Source organism: Acinetobacter sp. NIPH 2100, assembly GCF_000369805.1.
Taxonomy (GTDB): domain Bacteria; phylum Pseudomonadota; class Gammaproteobacteria; order Pseudomonadales; family Moraxellaceae; genus Acinetobacter.
In genome coordinates this window covers 2,926,413-2,942,499 of record NZ_KB850224.1, presented here as the reverse complement: position 1 = coordinate 2,942,499, position 16,087 = coordinate 2,926,413, and the positions used below count along the sequence as shown (strand labels likewise).

The following is a 16,087-nucleotide window of genomic DNA, read 5'->3' as shown; positions in this document are numbered from 1 at the left end:
GTTGTATTCTCTATGAGCTCTTCCCATGTATCAATTAGATCAAGCAAACCAAGCACCTGATGACCAATCAGAGCTGACAATGACCGTTTTGATGACACCTGATATGGCCAATTTTTCAGGTAATGTTCATGGTGGAACCATTCTAAAGCTACTTGATCAAGTTGCTTATGCTTGTGCAAGCCGATACTCAGGCAGCTATGTTGTGACTTTATCTGTGGATCGCGTTAATTTCAAAGAACCCATTTATGTGGGTGAGCTGGTGACATTTTTGGCGAGCGTGAATCATGTTGGGCGGACGTCTATGGAAATTGGCATTCGTGTTGAAGCGCAAAATATTCAGAAGCGCACGATTCGCCATACCAATACCTGTTATTTCACCATGGTTGCAGTCGATGAGCAGCGTAAGCCAAAAGAAGTACCACAATTAAATTTAGATACTGAATGGAAACGTTGCCGCTTTGAAGCTGCAGAGCAGCGTAAGGCAACGCGCTTGCAAGAGGTTCATCAACCTTCATGCAGTATGTTTAAAAAAACAACGCAGTGTTAATTCTTTTATAAATTCTTTCTCCAAAAAATAAAAGATCGAACCGCAGCATGGTTCGATCTTTTTACATTTGTAATGAAGTAAATTTTAAATCATTACAAATGTTGGTCTAAAGGTCTGGAGGAACCTTAAGATCTGATTAGTTTGTTGGCGCAGGTGTAGATGCAGGTGCTTCAGTTGCTGTTGCATCAGTTGCAGCTTGACCTTGAGTTTCAGGTTGCTCTTGAGTTGAAACAACAACCTTTTCTTCAGTTTGTTGTTCTACTGGTGCTGCAAATGTAGAAGCTGCTGCAAGAGTAAGTGTAGTTGCAAGAACAGTTTTGATAAATTTCATGTTAGGCATCCTTATTTCATTTAAAATAACAACCTCAATAGGAGGATTGGTTAATTCCAATCTCTCAATTTCGGCATGAGGTCCATGCTATGTGCCAAACGTATTTGCGGCAATGTTCTTAACAATCTATTACGCCTATCTTAACAATATGAAATATTGAATCGTGTTATGTAGTTTCTATGTAAAACATCATGAAGAAATTAAGGATTAAAATGTATGGAAATATGTTTTTATGGTCAAAAAACAATCTAATATTTTACGTGTTTTAAACACTAGCTTTGCTTTTATAAAAAATGCTTAATTGAATAAACCATTCATATCTTATTTCTAAATAAGATTTTTAGATTTAATATGTGATTAAAATCCCATAATTATTACTTAATAGGCCTTAATTCCAATTATTCGGAAAAATCATTCTTTATTTTATTTCATCGGTTTTTCTATTTAGAATGAAATAAATTCCGAATAAGAGTGTGTCGTGAAACTTCTTGCCCCAAAAACTGTTGCTACACATATTATTTCTGGCTTTTTAGGCGCAGGTAAGACCACATTATTACAGCATTTGCTGACTCAGAAGCCTGAACATGAAGTATGGGCCGTTTTGATGAATGAGTTTGGGCAGATTGGGGTTGACCAACAACTTATTAGTCAGCAGCAAGGCTATGCGGTGAAAGAGCTATTGGGAGGTTGTTTGTGTTGTAGCAGTCAGTTGCCGATGCAGATTGCACTTTCTCGCTTGCTTAGTGAAAGCAAACCTGATCGTTTATTTATCGAACCCACAGGTTTGGGACATCCAGCGCAATTATTGGAACAACTGACTGAACCGCATTGGCAGAGTAGTTTGGCAATGCGCGCTTTGGTGATTGTTGTGGATGGGAGTCGCCTACATGATCAGGATTGGGTGAAACAGAATCTATATACCGATCAACTAAAAGCAGCACAAATTGTCGTGTTGTCGCATATCGACTGTATGACAGCCGCAGATCATCAAGCTTATGCCGATTTGAAACAAGAGTATGAAACTTATGTCCAGTATTGGATTGAAGTGGAAAATGGGCAAGTGGATATTCAACAATTAGACATTCAACAACAACCTGTACAACGTAAGATTCAACCTTTACTAAGATTGCAACAAACGCAAGTTGCTGAACACATACCAGAGATAAAGCAACTTCCTTATCATTATGTTGAAACAGCGCAGGGCTATACGGTTGCGGGCTGGAAATTGCCGAAACGCTGGCAGTTTAATTTTCATGATTTATTGGATCTGTTGTGTGAGCAACAAGACTGGGTGAGAATCAAGGGTATCTTTAATACTGATCAAGGTTGGAAAAGTTTTAATTTTAATCCGCAGCAGTTTAACTATAAGTCGGCTGAAGAAAGCATTGATAATCGAATTGAAGTGATTTGTCAGTCAGCACATGACTGGCTCGCTTTTGAAACACAATTATTGCAATGCCGTATTGATCCGATTGATGATCAACATGATCAAATCGCACATGCTTCTCGCTAAAATAGAGTATGCTTAGCGCCAAATTTGAGAACACTGTATTTAAGAGTTTAGTTTATGGCGTTAAAAGCAACAATATATAAGGCAGACCTCAATATTGCCAATATGGATGAGCATATCTATGCAGATTATCAGCTCACCCTTGCTCAGCATCCCTCTGAAACCATTGAACGTTTAATGGTTCGTATTCTGGCGTATGCACGTTTTGCCGATGAACGTTTAGAGTTTACCAAAGACTTATTTGAAACAGATGAACCTGCGTTATGGCAAAAAGACCTGACAGGGCTGTTAGAGAAATGGATCGAAGTCGGTTGTCCATCAGAAGATAAAGTGAAAAAGGCGAGTGCGCGTTGTAAGAGTGTTGCAGTTGTGACTTATGGCTCTCAATCGGATGATTGGTGGCAGAAGAATACCAAAATTAAAACCTTAAGCAATGTGCAAGTGTGGCAATTGGCCCCACAAACCACGCAAGAACTTGAGGGTTTATGCGAACGTACTATGCAATTGCAGCTGAATATTATGGATGGCGAATGGACATTGTTAAGCGACAAAGGTCAGGTCGACATTCAATGGCAACAATTGCAATAATTTAGCTTGAGTGATTTGGAGAGATAAAGATGAGTACAGAATTAGAAATTATTGATTTAAAAGTAGGTGAAGGTAAAGAAGCAGTTCGTGGTGCTTTGATCACGACCCATTACACGGGTTGGTTAGAAGATGGAACCAAGTTTGATTCGTCACTTGATCGCGGTAATTACTTTGAAACGGTGATTGGTACTGGACGTGTGATTAAGGGCTGGGATCAAGGCATTATGGGAATGCGTGTGGGTGGAAAGCGTAAATTGATTGTCCCTGCACATTTGGCGTATGGCTCACGTAAAATGGGTAAGATTATTCCAGCCAATGCCAATCTGACCTTTGAAATTGAATTGTTCGATGTAAAAACACGCGACGAATAACCATTTTTGGTACTCAAAAAGAAAGCGATTTGGTCGATTTTTAGACTAAATCGCTTTAAAATCATAAGCATAAAATAATATCAATAAACCTATAATAAAGTTTTGATTTTTAAAACTATTTCTTTCATCTGAATTTTATTGCAGCCCAAGAAAAAAATATTGATTCTCTATATACAGTCCTGTATATCTTTGAGTTAAAAGAGCAATTTTTCTGAAAGCCTTAATTTTTTGAATAACACGTGTTGATTCTAAGGTCATGAAAGTTTGCTTTTTTAGGTCACTATAAGGCAATCGGGGAAGATGTCACTTATAGTTTATCCATTATAAAAATGCGGCAATAAGCAACGATAAAAATTTGAGTGTATAGAGGTCGATATGAATGATTATTTGGATATCACGGCATCGGAATTGTTAAGAGAGTTAGATCATTTTTTTCTGATCGATACTCATGATGGCGCACAAACGGGTTTTTGGGTGAATGAAAAAGCGTTGATCGATAAGCATTACTGGATTGATGGTGACTATAAAATTGAAATTCTCAGGTCATTACAGCCTTCACATCAGTATGCACCGCATGACTATAAAATAACGCGTTTAGCGGCAGGTGAGGATGATAGTAATGTTGTGCTGCTGGAATATGATGGAGTGCATAAAAAGATACTGACTTTCCGCCGTGGTGAGTGGGTGAATCGCCTGAATAAATATTTTTATCAAAAAGAGCGTCACTATTTACAGCAACTTGCAGATGACCCTAACTTTCAGTTAATTCAGTACTAATCATTTAAAAAAATTGTTCAAAGCTCCTGATCTAGAGCGTAGATCAGGAGCTTATTATTTTTGTCAAAAAATATTCAGTTAAAATGTGATTGATATCATAAAAAATGCATTTAAGTTTATTTTCAGTTTTTAAAATTATAAATACAATCCGTACTTCCCGCTGACCATTCAAAAACATCTTATTTATCCATAAAACTGTAAGATGGTGCAGGCATGATCTGCGATCAGCGAATTTCTAATCTTGAGACGATATCTCTATGACAACACGTTTAGTGTCCCCGACGTTAAAAACTTTTTTAGGTCTTGTGTTTGGGGTGGTTGCCAGTACCACAACTTTTGCGGCAAATCCAAAAATCGATGCAACCACATTGACCGTCATTGGGTATCACGAAATTACAGATCGCAAAGATGCACTGATTCCAAGCTATGCAGTGACTGCCAAGCAGTTTGGTGAGCATATCGACTGGTTGAAAAAGAATGGCTATCACTTTATTAATGTCGATCAGCTGATCAAAGCACATCAAGGTAAATATAAATTACCAACTAAACCTATTTTGCTGACGGTCGATGATGGCTATCAATCTTTTTATCAAAATGCCTATCCGATTATTCGTGCCAAAAAGATTCCAGTCGTGTTAGCTGTTGTGGGTTCGTGGTTAGAGCCTAAAGCAGGACAAAAAGTTGATTTTGGTGGTGAGCCGATTGAGCGTAATAAAATCTTGAGTTGGGATGAACTTAAGGAAATGCAAAACAGTGGTTTGGTTGAAATCGCCAGTCACAGTTATCATTTACATCAAGGGGTTAATGGTAATCCACAAGGAAATTCAGAACCTGCAGCCATCACCCGTATTTATGATCCGAAAACCAAGAGCTATGAAAATGATGCGGTCTACCAAGCACGGGTTTATCAAGATTTAAAAACCAATAATGATTTATTAAAAGCACATGGTTTACGTTCGCCACGTGTGATGGTCTGGCCTTATGGTCGCTATAACATGCAACTGGTGCAAACAGCTAAGCAGTTGGGTATGCCGATTACCATTACCTTGGATGATGGGGCAGATCACGCTAAACAATCGCTGCAAAATATGAGCCGTATTTTGATTCAGGGTAATATGTCGACCAGCGCATTGGCGCAAGAAATCAAGAACCGTGAATTGAATTTGAATGATAACAATCGACCGCAAAAAATTATGCATGTCGATTTAGACTATATTTATGATCCAGATACCAAACAGCAAGAACGTAATCTCGATCATTTGATTGACCGTATTAATGGCATGGGTGTAAATACCGTCTATTTACAGGCCTTTTCTGATCCTGATGCCAATGGTTCAGCCGATATGGTGTATTTCCCAAATCGTCATATTCCGATGCGTGCAGATTTATTTAACCGTGTCGCTTGGCAGATTCAAACGCGTACGCCTGTACAACGTTTATATGCGTGGATGCCATTATTGGCTTGGGAATTACCTAAGAATGATCCAGTGTCGAAAGATTTAGTTGAAACGCAACAGGCAAAAGCGGGTGAGCATTTAAATATGGGCTATATCCGTCTCAGCCCATTCTCAGCACCAGCACGACAAACCATTAAAGAAATCTATCAAGATTTGGCGAAGTCGACACCGTTTGATGGCTTGTTGTTCCATGATGATGTGACATTGTCTGACTATGAAGATGCCAGTCCCGATGCTTTGGCTGCCTATGCGAAACAAGGTTTACCAACGGATTTGGCTAAAATCCGAGACAATGATGCAGCGTTGCAAAAATGGACAGCATATAAAACCCGTTATCTTGATGATTTTGCCATGGAGCTTGCAGGGGAGGTTCGCCAATATCAACCATTCCTTGTGACTGCACGTAATCTTTATGCGCAGGTGGCTTTAAATGCCTATGCAGAAAACTGGTACGCGCAATCTTTGGAGCAATCACTGAATCGTTATGACTTTACTGCGATTATGGCGATGCCTTATATGGAGCAGTCTGATAATCCTGCAAAATTCTATTCAGATATCATGAATCGCGTGAAGCAATATCCAAATGGAATTAAAAAGACCGTGATGGAGTTGCAGGCGGTGAATTGGCGTAATGACCAAAAAGTTCCATCTGAAGAAATGGCGGCAACCATCAAGTCATTATATGAGCAAGGTGCAATGCACGTGGCCTATTATCCTGATGATCCGATCAAAGGACACCCAGATGTCGAAACAATGCATAAGGCTTTTAGTCTAAAATCATCTCAGTTAGTACCATAGTGGAGTAATGAGATGAGTTGGATTGCTTTATTGTGGTCATATGCCATAAAGTTTGTTTTTTACTATCCCTTGTTTATGTCATACCTGTGGATGGTTGGGGCAATCATTTTTTACTGGAAAGAACGTCAGGATCCTCCCTATCAGCAACCTGCTGCTTTGCCAGAATATCCCAAAGTCGCGGTATTGGTGCCTTGTTTTAATGAAGGGGACAATGCCGAAGAAACCATTAGCCATGCGCTCAAATTGGATTATCCGAATTTTGAGGTGATTGCGATTAATGATGGTAGCTCTGATAATACGGGTGAAGTACTGGATCGATTGGCGACACAGTATGAAAAATTACGTGTGGTGCATTTGGCACAAAACCAAGGCAAGGCCATGGGGCTACAAGCCGGTAGCTTAATGACCGATGCTGAATTCCTGATCGGGATTGATGGTGATGCTCTGCTTGATCCACATGCTGCCAAATGGATGATGCGACACTTTCTAGAAGATCCAACAGTAGCAGCTGTAACGGGCAACCCACGTATTCGTACACGTTCAACTTTGCTTGGACGAATTCAAGTGGGAGAGTTCTCTTCGATTGTCGGCATGATCAAGCGCGCACAACGTACTTTTGGCCGTTTATTTACCGTATCGGGTGTGATTACTGCCTTCCGTAAAAGCGCGGTTCATCAAGTGGATTATTGGTCACCGAATATGTTGACTGAAGACATTGATATCACATGGAAATTACAACGTGCAGGTTGGGATGTCCGCTTTGAGCCAAATGCGCTGGTCTGGATTTTGATGCCTGAAACCTTGAATGGATTATGGAAGCAACGTTTACGTTGGGCCATGGGTGGGGCACAGGTTTTGGTTAAAAATATTGATGTGTTTTTAAAACCTAAACTTAATTTTTTATGGCCTTTGATGTTTGAGCTGTGTTTGACACTCATTTGGTCATATTTGATGCTTATTATGGCGGTGATCTGGTTATTGCACTTTATCTTTGCAATTCCAGCGCTTGCTGTGGTGAGTTCACCATTTTTACCATACGGTAGTGGAATTTTATTAGGTGCGACCTGTTTAATTCAGTTTGCTTTAAGCAAATGGATGGATAGTCGTTATGAACCAAGCCTAGGGAAAAATTATTATTGGATGATTTGGTACCCGTTTGTGTTTTGGTTGATCACGATTACTGCTACAATCGTCGCCTTTCCAAAGGTGCTGTTGCGTAATGATGAGAAACGTGCCCGTTGGATTAGCCCAGATCGTGGAATTCGTTGAATCGGAAAGATTCATTTTGCTGAGTAAAAAGCAATGAAAGCTGACAGTTTAATTATTGATGTACGTCGCCAACTCCCATGGCACAAACGTTATTTTTCAACCACAACCACCGCAATGATGTGGGCAGGTTGGTTATTATTATGGCGTCCATTTATTTTAGTGTGGGTATTGGTTGAGCTACAAAAGACCCATATCGCACAACGATTAATGTCTGCATTTAGCGATGGCATTGAGCATGGGGTGACTGCATTATTTATGTGTGCGGTTGCATTGTTGTTGTGGGGTTTCTTGCCTGCAAAACGTGTACATAAAAAGCATGCTGTTGAAAAGACCTTGCCTGATTATGCGCGTTATTTCGAATTACCTGAGCAAGAGATTCAGGTAGGACGTCAGCAGAAAGTGAGCATCGTGCATCATGATGAGAATGGTAAAATTATTCGCGTAGAATAATTACGTATTGTTCTAAATCACGAATATAAAATGCCTTAATTTTTTAATTAAGGCATTTTTTTATGCTGGGTCTTAAATTTCAGACATAAAAAAACCAGCTGACGCTGGATTTTTATTTGCACCATATTTCATTTGTTGAAACATGGTGCCCGAGGCCAGACTCGAACTGGCACGCTTTGTGGGCGGGGGATTTTAAATCCCCTGTGTCTACCGATTTCACCACTCGGGCATGTGCGCAATAATAGAGGACACTTTAAAACTTGGCAAGAGTAAAACTTGCTATTTGCTTTCTTTTCAATCAATTCATGTGCTTATCTGATGAAAATTAAGCATTGTCATCATATTTTCATGATTCTTTCATCAAATTGAGATCAAAGCTTCATCTAAGCCCATTAATTTCAATCATTTACATATAGTGATAAAATTAAGGTAGCTATCCAAATGACAGCAAAAATTTCACGACGGGAACTCATTCAAAAAAGTCTATTCGGTTTCGGGGCGTTGTCTTTATCTGCGGGATTTACAGGCTGTAATGACAGTTCAGATCAAGAGACAGCAACATTACAGGTGAACTTTGAACATGGGGTGGCCAGTGGCGATCCATTGCAAGATCGGGTGATCTTATGGACGCGTTTGACACCCAACGATAGTAGTGCACGTTTGCAAGTGACTTGGGAAATCGCGTTAGATCAGCAATTCAAACAAATCATTAAAACCGATAAAGTCACCACTGCGGCTGCACAAGATTTTACTGTAAAAGTCGATGCCACAGGTTTAAAACCGAATCAGTCTTATTTCTATCGCTTTATCTTTGGTGATAAGGTTTCACCTGTCGGGCAAACCAAGACATTGCCAAACAGCGCCACGCAAGTCAGTTTTGCCGTATGTTCATGTTCTTATTATCCAGTGGGCTATTTCCATGTGTATCGTGAAATGGCCAAGCAAAATGTCGATGTGGTAATTCATCTCGGGGACTATATTTATGAATATGGTGAAGATGGTTATGCAAAAGATGAAGCTGTTCGTAAGCTTGAGGCAGACAACAATACAGAAATTATCAAATTAAATGATTATCGCAAACGTTATGCGCTCTATCGTAAAGACAAAGATTTGCAAGCTTTGCATCATCGTCATCCATTTATCGTGATTTGGGATGACCATGAGTTAGCTAATGACGCATGGCGAGAAGGGGCTGAAAATCATCAGTCAAATGAAGGGTCTTTCCTGGATCGTAAATTGGCGGCCCTACAAGCTTATTTTGAATGGATGCCAATTCGTCCTGTCGATGATCAGCACACCAAGATTTATCGTCAGTTTGATTTTGGAGGGCTAGTCAATTTAATGATGTTAGATACCCGAATTATTGCGCGTGATGAGCAATTGGATTATGCCAAGTATATGACAGCGAATGGTTTGGATATTGCAAAATTCCAAGCAGATCTCACTGATCCAGTACGGACCTTAATGGGAGATACCCAACGTGATTGGTTATTGGGGAATAAAGAAAAAAATATAGTAGGTGTCTTACAAAGTTCAACCGCAACTTGGGATGTTCTGGGACAACAGATTCTGATGATCAAAATGTTGGTTCCTGCTGAGCTGCTACTTGCTTTGGCAGAAATTACTTCGGGGAATCCGAGTGATGAAACTTTAGAAAAAATGAATGCTCAAATCACTGAATTGGTGGCTCTCAAGATTCGTTTATTACAAGGCGACCCTCGTTTAACCGCACAAGAAAAAGCACGTGTTCTAACCGTTGCACCCTATAACTTGGACGCATGGGATGGTTATCCTGTTGAGCGTGAGATTGTGTATGGCGCTTTGGCACAATTAAAGAAAAAAGTGGTGGTGTTGGCAGGGGATACTCATAATGCATGGTCTTCTAATCTATATAACAAAGATGGTGCATTTGTTGGGGTTGAGCTGGCAACCAGTTCAGTATCTTCACCAGGCTTAGAAAAATATTTAGATATTCCGCTGGCACTGTTGCAACAGTTTGAGTTTGCATTCACCACATTGATTGATGAGTTGAATTACTGCAATTTGAATCAAAGAGGTTATTTGGTGGTGCAGTTTGATGAAGCTCAAGTGCAATCACAATGGATTTATCTGGATTCAGTCAAAAAGCCTGAATATACACTTGATAAAACACGTGGCTATCAATTGAGTTTGGATAAAAATCTATTACCAGTGAAAACAGGACAGCAAGTGGCTTAAGTTCAAAAGTGGTAGGAAGCCAAGTCAATGAACTTGGCTTTTTTATTGTGATCCAAATTCTAGACATAAAAAAACCAGCTTGCGCTGGATTTTTATTTGCACCATATTTCATTTGCTGAAAAATGGTGCCCGAGGCCAGACTCGAACTGGCACGCTTTGTGGGCGGGGGATTTTAAATCCCCTGTGTCTACCGATTTCACCACTCGGGCTTTACCAATGGAGGCGGAGGTCGGAATCGAACCGGCGTACACGGAGTTGCAGTCCGCTGCATGACCACTCTGCCACCCCGCCATCTCTTGGTGATGCACATATTAGCAATCTTAAAAAAAAAAACAATAGTGTTTATAGCGAATATGCACATAAAAACAACATCTAAAAGAATATTGCTCAAATTATCATGTATTATTTACGCAATTGATTCATACCCACTTTGGAGATGCGCTGTGGCATTGGTTTTAGACGGTCGTGCATTGGCAAAACAAATTGAAACGGATTTGTTGGTACGTGTAGAAGCATTAAAAGCAAAATCGGGGCGTACCCCAATCTTGGCAACGATATTGGTTGGTGATGATGGTGCATCTGCAACTTATGTGCGTATGAAAGGCAATGCTTGTCGCCGTGTGGGCATGGATTCACTTAAAGTTGAACTTCCAAAAGAAACCACAACTGAACAATTATTGGCTGAAATTGAAAAATTAAATGCCAATCCAGATGTACATGGAATCTTGTTACAACATCCAGTACCTGAACAGATTGATGAAAGAGCATGTTTTGATGCAATCTCATTGGCAAAAGATGTCGATGGCGTGACTTGCTTAGGTTTTGGCCGTATGGCAATGGGTGAAGCGGCATATGGTTCTGCAACACCTGCTGGTATCATGACCATTTTGCAAGAAAACAAGATTGAAATCGCGGGTAAACATGCAGTTGTCGTGGGTCGCTCTGCGATTTTGGGTAAGCCAATGGCGATGATGCTATTACAAGCCAATGCAACAGTGACGATTTGCCACTCACGTACGCAAAATCTTCCAGAACTGGTGAAGCAAGCTGATATTATTGTGGGTGCAGTGGGTAAAGCTGAATTGATCCAAAAAGACTGGATCAAGCAAGGTGCAGTTGTTGTAGATGCAGGCTTCCACCCGCGTGATGGTGGTGGTGTTGGTGATATCCAATTGGCCGGTATCGAAGAGATCGCTTCTGCTTATACACCCGTACCTGGTGGCGTAGGCCCAATGACGATCACCACCTTGATTCGTCAAACTGTAGAAGCTGCTGAAAAAGCATTAGCGTAAAGATGATTAATAACCCCTCGCGAAGAGGGGTTTTTTAGAACTAAACACATATGAGCTGCACTTTTCAATTTGCCAAAGCACCCGAGCAATTGCTTAAAGCCTTGCATGAGGTGATTCCAAACACGGATTTGTTGGCACAACAGTTACCCGAAACACCAATTTCCCTTTGGTTGATTCCACCTGTGTTCCCCACAGATCGGTTAGACGATGAAGTGATTCGACGGATTTGGAATGAAACGCCGTATTGGATTTTTTGCTGGGCTTCTGGTTTGGCGATGGCACAATGGCTATTGGCCGAGCCTCATCATGTTAAAGATAAAGTGGTCTTAGACTTTGGTGCGGGTTCAGGCGTGGTCGCGATTGCGGCAAAAATGGCAGGCGCAAAGCGGGTGATTTGTTGTGATATTGATCCAATTAGTCTTGCATCATGTCGTGAAAATGCTTTATTGAATGATGTTGAGCTGGAGTATCTGGACGATTTGTATCAGTCCGAGCAAGTCGATGTGTTACTGGCAGCCGATGTATTGTATGACCAATCCAATCGTTTCTTCTTGGATGAATTCTTAAAGTTTGCGTCTGAAGTGTGGGTTGCGGACAGTCGAGTCAAAAATTTCAGCCATCCTCGATATCTGAAAATTGATGAGCGCAGCGCAACGACTTGGCCAGACTTAGATGAAGCCAAAGAGTTTAGAAACGTCAGTTTTTATCGCACCAAATAAAATAAACAATTTCTATTAAAAATACATTGTGTTGAGGTTAGCAAATCTCAACACAATCTCCTCATTGCACATGCTAAAACATTCAAATGAACTAAATAGATGGTCTTTGGTGGCTATTCTTAAAGATATTGTTTTGATGGAAAAAGGGAACGTGTATGGGTATTCAGCAGGTTGATGATGGCAAACATGGCGCATTTCAGCTTTTAGAGGGTGATGTACTCGCAGGTGAAATGGCGTACACCTGGGCAGGAGATAGTATGCTCATTATTGATCATACTGATGTAAATGATCAATTTCGCGGGCAAGGCGTGGGGCGTAAATTATTGAATGAGCTGATTACGTTTGTACGCGAACGTAACGTCAAAGTGATTCCTTTGTGTCCGTTTGCAAAATCCGTGTTTGATAAAGATTTATCTATTCACGATGTTTTAAAGGGATAAAATAAAGTGGATGTATTCCTGATGATGGGATACATCCATTTTTAGTCGTCAATCTATTCGATTAAGAGCAGGTGTAACGAACCACTTTCAGTGTGGTTGGGCGAGTTTCAAGTGCTTGACGTGTCGCATAGCCTTCACTGTTGTTTAAGTCAGGTGAGTTGGACAGACCGAAAGTGGCACGACTATTACCCAATTTGACGCCGTATTGTTCTTGTTGGGCTGGATTCATAATTTCATTGACACTGAGCACAGCAAGTTTATATGTTTTTTCTGCACCTAAAATTTGCTTACATGCATGTTGTAATTTTTTCTCATCCAAATCGCTATTACTGCGTGCGGCGAGAGTATAAGCGACGGTTGCTGAAGAGGCTGTTTTATTTTCGATTTGATAACCAGTCACGCCATTGTACTGATGTGGACTGCTTTGACATGCTGCAATAAGAAGTGTACCGCTCATAATTAACAATAAATTGGTTTTTTTCATATCAATGGTCCTGTTATTTCTGGTTTCAGTATCGCATAAAATAAGTTTTTTATTGTGAGGAATCTTTAAAACACAGGCTATTCATCGATTTTTAGCTTCAATTTTAAAGAAAGAATTTTCGTTTTCGAACAATTTTGCATATAATCTGCCAAGTTTTTTATTTAATACAGAAGTCATTGCTTTTTTGCAGTATTTGAGCCCGTTTTTTAACGGGCATTTAATTTATTGCAGCACAGGGTTTATTGGAGTGTCCTTAGACCCTTAATTAAGCAAGTCTGGATAGGTATGTCATGATCTCTACAGATAGTCAAAAAAAATACGTGGTTGCATTTGACCAAGGTACAACGAGTTCACGTGCGATCGTATTGGATCACGATGCGAATGTCATCAGTATTGCTCAGCGTGAATTTACGCAAATTTACCCACAACCAGGTTGGGTCGAGCATGATCCAATGGAAATCTGGGCGACTCAAAGCGCGGTATGGGTTGAAGCTTTGGCACAAGCCAGTATTTCCAGCGAGCAAATTGCGGCAATTGGGATCACCAACCAACGTGAAACCACGGTTATCTGGGATAAAAAGACAGGAAAACCTATTTACAATGCAATTGTGTGGCAAAGCCGCCAAAGCAATGAAATTTGTAATCAACTGCGCCAAGACGGTTGGCAAGATTACGTGCATAAAGTGACAGGTTTGGTACTTGATCCGTATTTCTCTGCGACTAAAATTAAGTGGATTTTGGACCGTGTTGAAGGTAGTCGTGAACGTGCGGAACGTGGCGAGCTTTTGTTTGGGACGATCGATACTTGGTTGTTGTGGAAATTGACCAATGGTCAAGTCCATGTGACTGACTATACCAATGCTTCTCGCACTATGTTGTTTAATATTGAGACTTTGGAATGGGACGATAAACTGCTTGAAGCATTGAACATTCCTAAAGCGATGTTACCTGAGGTTCGTGGTTCTTCTGAAGTTTACGGTTATACACATACCATTAGCGGTCAGGAAATTGGTATTCCAATTGCGGGTATCGCAGGGGATCAACAAGCTGCATTGTTTGGACAAATGTGTGTTGAAGCGGGTCAAGCCAAAAATACTTATGGTACAGGCTGTTTCTTGCTCATGAATACGGGCAAGCGCATTGTTCAATCTGATCATGGTTTATTAACCACGATTGCATGTGGTCCACGTGGTGAAGTGAACTATGCATTGGAAGGTGCAGTGTTCAATGGTGGTTCATGTGTGCAGTGGCTACGCGATGAACTGAAAGCGATTAATGATTCGCATGATTCTGAATATTACGCAACCAAAGTGAAAGACAGTAATGGGGTCTATGTTGTACCTGCTTTTACTGGCTTGGGTGCGCCATATTGGGATCCGACAGCACGTGGTGCGATCTTGGGGATTACGCGTGGTGTGAGCATTGAACACATCATTCGTGCAACGCTTGAGTCGATTGCCTATCAAACTCGTGATGTGCTGGATGCCATGCAGCAAGATTCTGGTGAGAAGTTGCGGACCTTACGTGTCGATGGTGGTGTGACTGCAAATAACTTCTTGATGCAGTTCCAGGCAGATATCATGGGCACTTCGGTAGAACGTCCTGCGATGAAAGAAACTACGGGGATGGGGGCAGCATTCTTGGCTGGTTTGGCTGTCGGTTTCTGGTCGGATTTAAACGAATTGAAGAGTAGAATGACCATCGAAAATACCTTTACCCCAGAGTGCAGTCAGGATGTGACTGAAAAACTCTATAAAGGTTGGTTAAAAGCAGTCGGACGTACTCGTGATTGGGCGGAAGACTAAGCTAAAATACCCTTTATTGCATGATCTAAAATAACACAGGATGGATGAGCATGAGCTTGATACTACGCCAACAAAAAACCCTCGAATTAGTGCGAGAGCGTGGCTATATTAGTATTGAAGAACTTGCTCAACATTTTGATGTGACGCCTCAAACCATCCGTCGTGATATTAATCAATTGGCGGATGAGGGGTTGTTACGACGTTACCATGGTGGTGCCGCGCATGATTCAAGTGTAGAAAACACTGAATATACGATGCGTGTGGGGCATATGTTAGAAGAAAAGAGACGAATTGCTGCCGCTGTTGCAGCAGCCGTTCCAGATCATGCCTCTTTATTTATCAATATCGGGACCACAACCGAAGCAATTGCACATGCATTGTTGAACCATACTGGTTTAAGAATCATCACCAATAATCTTAATGTCGCCAAAATCCTCAGTACCAAAGAAGACTTTGAAGTATTGATTGCCAGTGGGCGCGTTCGTCCAGATGGTGGTGTGATTGGTCAGGCTACAGCGGACTTCTTTAAGCAGTTTAAAGCAGATTATGCTTTGGTCGGGATTAGTGGGATTGAAGAAGACGGCACTTTGCTGGATTTTGATTTCCAAGAAGTGTGCGTATCTCAAGAGATTGTATCCAGTGCACGTCAGGTATTTTTGGCTGCGGATAGTAGTAAATTTGGTCGTAATGCCATGATTCGTTTAGGTTCACTTAAGCAAGTTGACTGTATTTTTACCGATCAACAGCCCAGCGATGAATTTATAAAAACCATCCGAGATTTGGATGTTGGGCTGATTGTTGCGACATAAATCTTCATTTTCGAAAAATTGTTACTTTTCTTGAGCTAGGTACTTTTAGCTCAAGAATCATTAAATAAAAATAATGCTATAAGCTTGAGCAGCCTTTGTGTTGCTAGACGATCATCTTTTTAATCCCTTTATTTTTAATTTTGACCATTTATCTAAAAACGTCTATAAATTGGCATTTTTTTGACAGCTTTTTATTGTTTATTTTCATTTTATATGTTCAAAT

General features: G+C 40.6%; 16 protein-coding genes and 3 tRNA genes. 14 read left to right on the top strand and 5 right to left on the bottom strand.

The window, feature by feature from the left end; all coding sequences use genetic code 11:
* The first annotated feature begins 25 nt into the window (after positions 1-25).
* Complete coding sequence (locus tag F887_RS04395; protein WP_004801507.1) at positions 26-547, top strand: acyl-CoA thioesterase; 522 nt, start codon at positions 26-28, stop codon at positions 545-547.
* A gap of 136 nt (positions 548-683) precedes the next feature.
* Here F887_RS04395 and F887_RS04400 read toward each other — a convergent pair whose 3' ends face one another.
* Positions 684-878: a hypothetical protein gene (locus F887_RS04400; RefSeq protein ID WP_004801506.1), complete on the bottom strand. Its 195-nt coding sequence runs from the start codon at positions 876-878 to the stop codon at positions 684-686.
* A 478-nt stretch (positions 879-1,356) separates the two neighbouring features.
* Between F887_RS04400 and F887_RS04405 the strand changes: the two genes are divergently transcribed.
* The 7 genes from F887_RS04405 (at position 1,357) to pgaD (ending at position 8,098) form a co-directional block, all read left to right on the top strand.
* Positions 1,357-2,391 (top strand): CobW family GTP-binding protein, encoded by a 1,035-nt coding sequence (locus tag F887_RS04405; RefSeq protein WP_005296156.1) that lies wholly within the window; start codon positions 1,357-1,359, stop codon positions 2,389-2,391.
* Between the two features lie 54 nt (positions 2,392-2,445).
* Positions 2,446-2,976 carry a YaeQ family protein gene (locus F887_RS04410; RefSeq protein ID WP_005296151.1) on the top strand — a complete coding sequence of 177 codons (531 nt, stop codon included), beginning with the start codon at positions 2,446-2,448 and terminating at the stop codon, positions 2,974-2,976.
* 29 nt (positions 2,977-3,005) lie between these two features.
* A complete protein-coding gene (locus F887_RS04415) occupies positions 3,006-3,347 on the top strand; it encodes an FKBP-type peptidyl-prolyl cis-trans isomerase (RefSeq protein ID WP_005144817.1) in 342 nt (113 codons plus the stop codon).
* 375 nt (positions 3,348-3,722) lie between these two features.
* On the top strand, positions 3,723-4,124 hold the full coding sequence (locus F887_RS04420) for a hypothetical protein (protein WP_005296148.1): 402 nt from the start codon (positions 3,723-3,725) through the stop codon (positions 4,122-4,124).
* 257 nt (positions 4,125-4,381) lie between these two features.
* On the top strand, positions 4,382-6,379 hold the full coding sequence (gene pgaB, locus F887_RS04425; protein WP_005296146.1) for a poly-beta-1,6-N-acetyl-D-glucosamine N-deacetylase PgaB: 1,998 nt from the start codon (positions 4,382-4,384) through the stop codon (positions 6,377-6,379).
* Between the two features lie 12 nt (positions 6,380-6,391).
* Positions 6,392-7,648: a poly-beta-1,6-N-acetyl-D-glucosamine synthase gene (pgaC, locus tag F887_RS04430; protein WP_005184274.1), complete on the top strand. Its 1,257-nt coding sequence runs from the start codon at positions 6,392-6,394 to the stop codon at positions 7,646-7,648.
* Positions 7,649-7,681: 33 nt separating this feature from the next.
* A complete protein-coding gene (pgaD, locus tag F887_RS04435; protein WP_005296142.1) occupies positions 7,682-8,098 on the top strand; it encodes a poly-beta-1,6-N-acetyl-D-glucosamine biosynthesis protein PgaD in 417 nt (138 codons plus the stop codon).
* Positions 8,099-8,241: 143 nt separating this feature from the next.
* Here the strand turns inward: pgaD and F887_RS04440 are convergent.
* Positions 8,242-8,327: transfer RNA gene (locus tag F887_RS04440), tRNA-Leu, on the bottom strand.
* Positions 8,328-8,539: 212 nt separating this feature from the next.
* Here F887_RS04440 and F887_RS04445 point away from each other — a divergent pair.
* Complete coding sequence (locus F887_RS04445) at positions 8,540-10,315, top strand: alkaline phosphatase D family protein (protein ID WP_005296140.1); 1,776 nt, start codon at positions 8,540-8,542, stop codon at positions 10,313-10,315.
* 123 nt (positions 10,316-10,438) lie between these two features.
* Here the strand turns inward: F887_RS04445 and F887_RS04450 are convergent.
* Both F887_RS04450 and F887_RS04455 read right to left on the bottom strand, forming a co-directional pair.
* Positions 10,439-10,524: transfer RNA gene (locus F887_RS04450), tRNA-Leu, on the bottom strand.
* Positions 10,525-10,532: 8 nt separating this feature from the next.
* Positions 10,533-10,606: transfer RNA gene (locus tag F887_RS04455), tRNA-Cys, on the bottom strand.
* Positions 10,607-10,758: 152 nt separating this feature from the next.
* On the opposite strand from F887_RS04455, the gene folD reads away from it, so the two are divergent.
* From folD to F887_RS04470, 3 genes are all read left to right on the top strand, one after another.
* Positions 10,759-11,607: a bifunctional methylenetetrahydrofolate dehydrogenase/methenyltetrahydrofolate cyclohydrolase FolD gene (gene folD, locus F887_RS04460; RefSeq protein WP_005184262.1), complete on the top strand. Its 849-nt coding sequence runs from the start codon at positions 10,759-10,761 to the stop codon at positions 11,605-11,607.
* A 50-nt stretch (positions 11,608-11,657) separates the two neighbouring features.
* Entirely contained in the window at positions 11,658-12,326 is a 669-nt protein-coding gene (locus F887_RS04465; RefSeq protein WP_005296136.1) for a class I SAM-dependent methyltransferase, read from the top strand.
* A 155-nt stretch (positions 12,327-12,481) separates the two neighbouring features.
* A complete protein-coding gene (locus F887_RS04470; protein ID WP_005296134.1) occupies positions 12,482-12,766 on the top strand; it encodes a GNAT family N-acetyltransferase in 285 nt (94 codons plus the stop codon).
* 61 nt (positions 12,767-12,827) lie between these two features.
* On the opposite strand, the gene F887_RS04475 is transcribed toward F887_RS04470, so the two are convergent.
* Positions 12,828-13,250: a hypothetical protein gene (locus F887_RS04475; RefSeq protein WP_005296131.1), complete on the bottom strand. Its 423-nt coding sequence runs from the start codon at positions 13,248-13,250 to the stop codon at positions 12,828-12,830.
* Positions 13,251-13,540: 290 nt separating this feature from the next.
* On the opposite strand from F887_RS04475, the gene glpK reads away from it, so the two are divergent.
* Together glpK and F887_RS04485 are read left to right on the top strand one after the other, a co-directional pair.
* Positions 13,541-15,055 (top strand): glycerol kinase GlpK, encoded by a 1,515-nt coding sequence (glpK, locus tag F887_RS04480; RefSeq protein WP_005296128.1) that lies wholly within the window; start codon positions 13,541-13,543, stop codon positions 15,053-15,055.
* A gap of 50 nt (positions 15,056-15,105) precedes the next feature.
* Positions 15,106-15,864 (top strand): DeoR family transcriptional regulator, encoded by a 759-nt coding sequence (locus F887_RS04485; RefSeq protein WP_005296125.1) that lies wholly within the window; start codon positions 15,106-15,108, stop codon positions 15,862-15,864.
* Positions 15,865-16,087: the final 223 nt, after the last annotated feature.

Excerpts from the sequence above, each read along its gene's own strand:
- F887_RS04420 (WP_005296148.1), top strand. The coding sequence starts at position 3,723 with ATGAATGATTATTTGGATATCACGGCATCGGAATTGTTAAGAGAGTTA.
- F887_RS04475 (WP_005296131.1), bottom strand. The coding sequence starts at position 13,250 with ATGAAAAAAACCAATTTATTGTTAATTATGAGCGGTACACTTCTTATT.
- pgaB (WP_005296146.1), top strand. The coding sequence starts at position 4,382 with ATGACAACACGTTTAGTGTCCCCGACGTTAAAAACTTTTTTAGGTCTT.
- F887_RS04410 (WP_005296151.1), top strand. The coding sequence starts at position 2,446 with ATGGCGTTAAAAGCAACAATATATAAGGCAGACCTCAATATTGCCAAT.
- F887_RS04395 (WP_004801507.1), top strand. The coding sequence starts at position 26 with ATGTATCAATTAGATCAAGCAAACCAAGCACCTGATGACCAATCAGAG.
- F887_RS04415 (WP_005144817.1), top strand. The coding sequence starts at position 3,006 with ATGAGTACAGAATTAGAAATTATTGATTTAAAAGTAGGTGAAGGTAAA.
- pgaD (WP_005296142.1), top strand. The coding sequence starts at position 7,682 with ATGAAAGCTGACAGTTTAATTATTGATGTACGTCGCCAACTCCCATGG.
- F887_RS04400 (WP_004801506.1), bottom strand. The coding sequence starts at position 878 with ATGAAATTTATCAAAACTGTTCTTGCAACTACACTTACTCTTGCAGCA.
- F887_RS04465 (WP_005296136.1), top strand. The coding sequence starts at position 11,658 with ATGAGCTGCACTTTTCAATTTGCCAAAGCACCCGAGCAATTGCTTAAA.
- F887_RS04470 (WP_005296134.1), top strand. The coding sequence starts at position 12,482 with ATGGGTATTCAGCAGGTTGATGATGGCAAACATGGCGCATTTCAGCTT.
- F887_RS04485 (WP_005296125.1), top strand. The coding sequence starts at position 15,106 with ATGAGCTTGATACTACGCCAACAAAAAACCCTCGAATTAGTGCGAGAG.
- glpK (WP_005296128.1), top strand. The coding sequence starts at position 13,541 with ATGATCTCTACAGATAGTCAAAAAAAATACGTGGTTGCATTTGACCAA.
- F887_RS04445 (WP_005296140.1), top strand. The coding sequence starts at position 8,540 with ATGACAGCAAAAATTTCACGACGGGAACTCATTCAAAAAAGTCTATTC.
- pgaC (WP_005184274.1), top strand. The coding sequence starts at position 6,392 with ATGAGTTGGATTGCTTTATTGTGGTCATATGCCATAAAGTTTGTTTTT.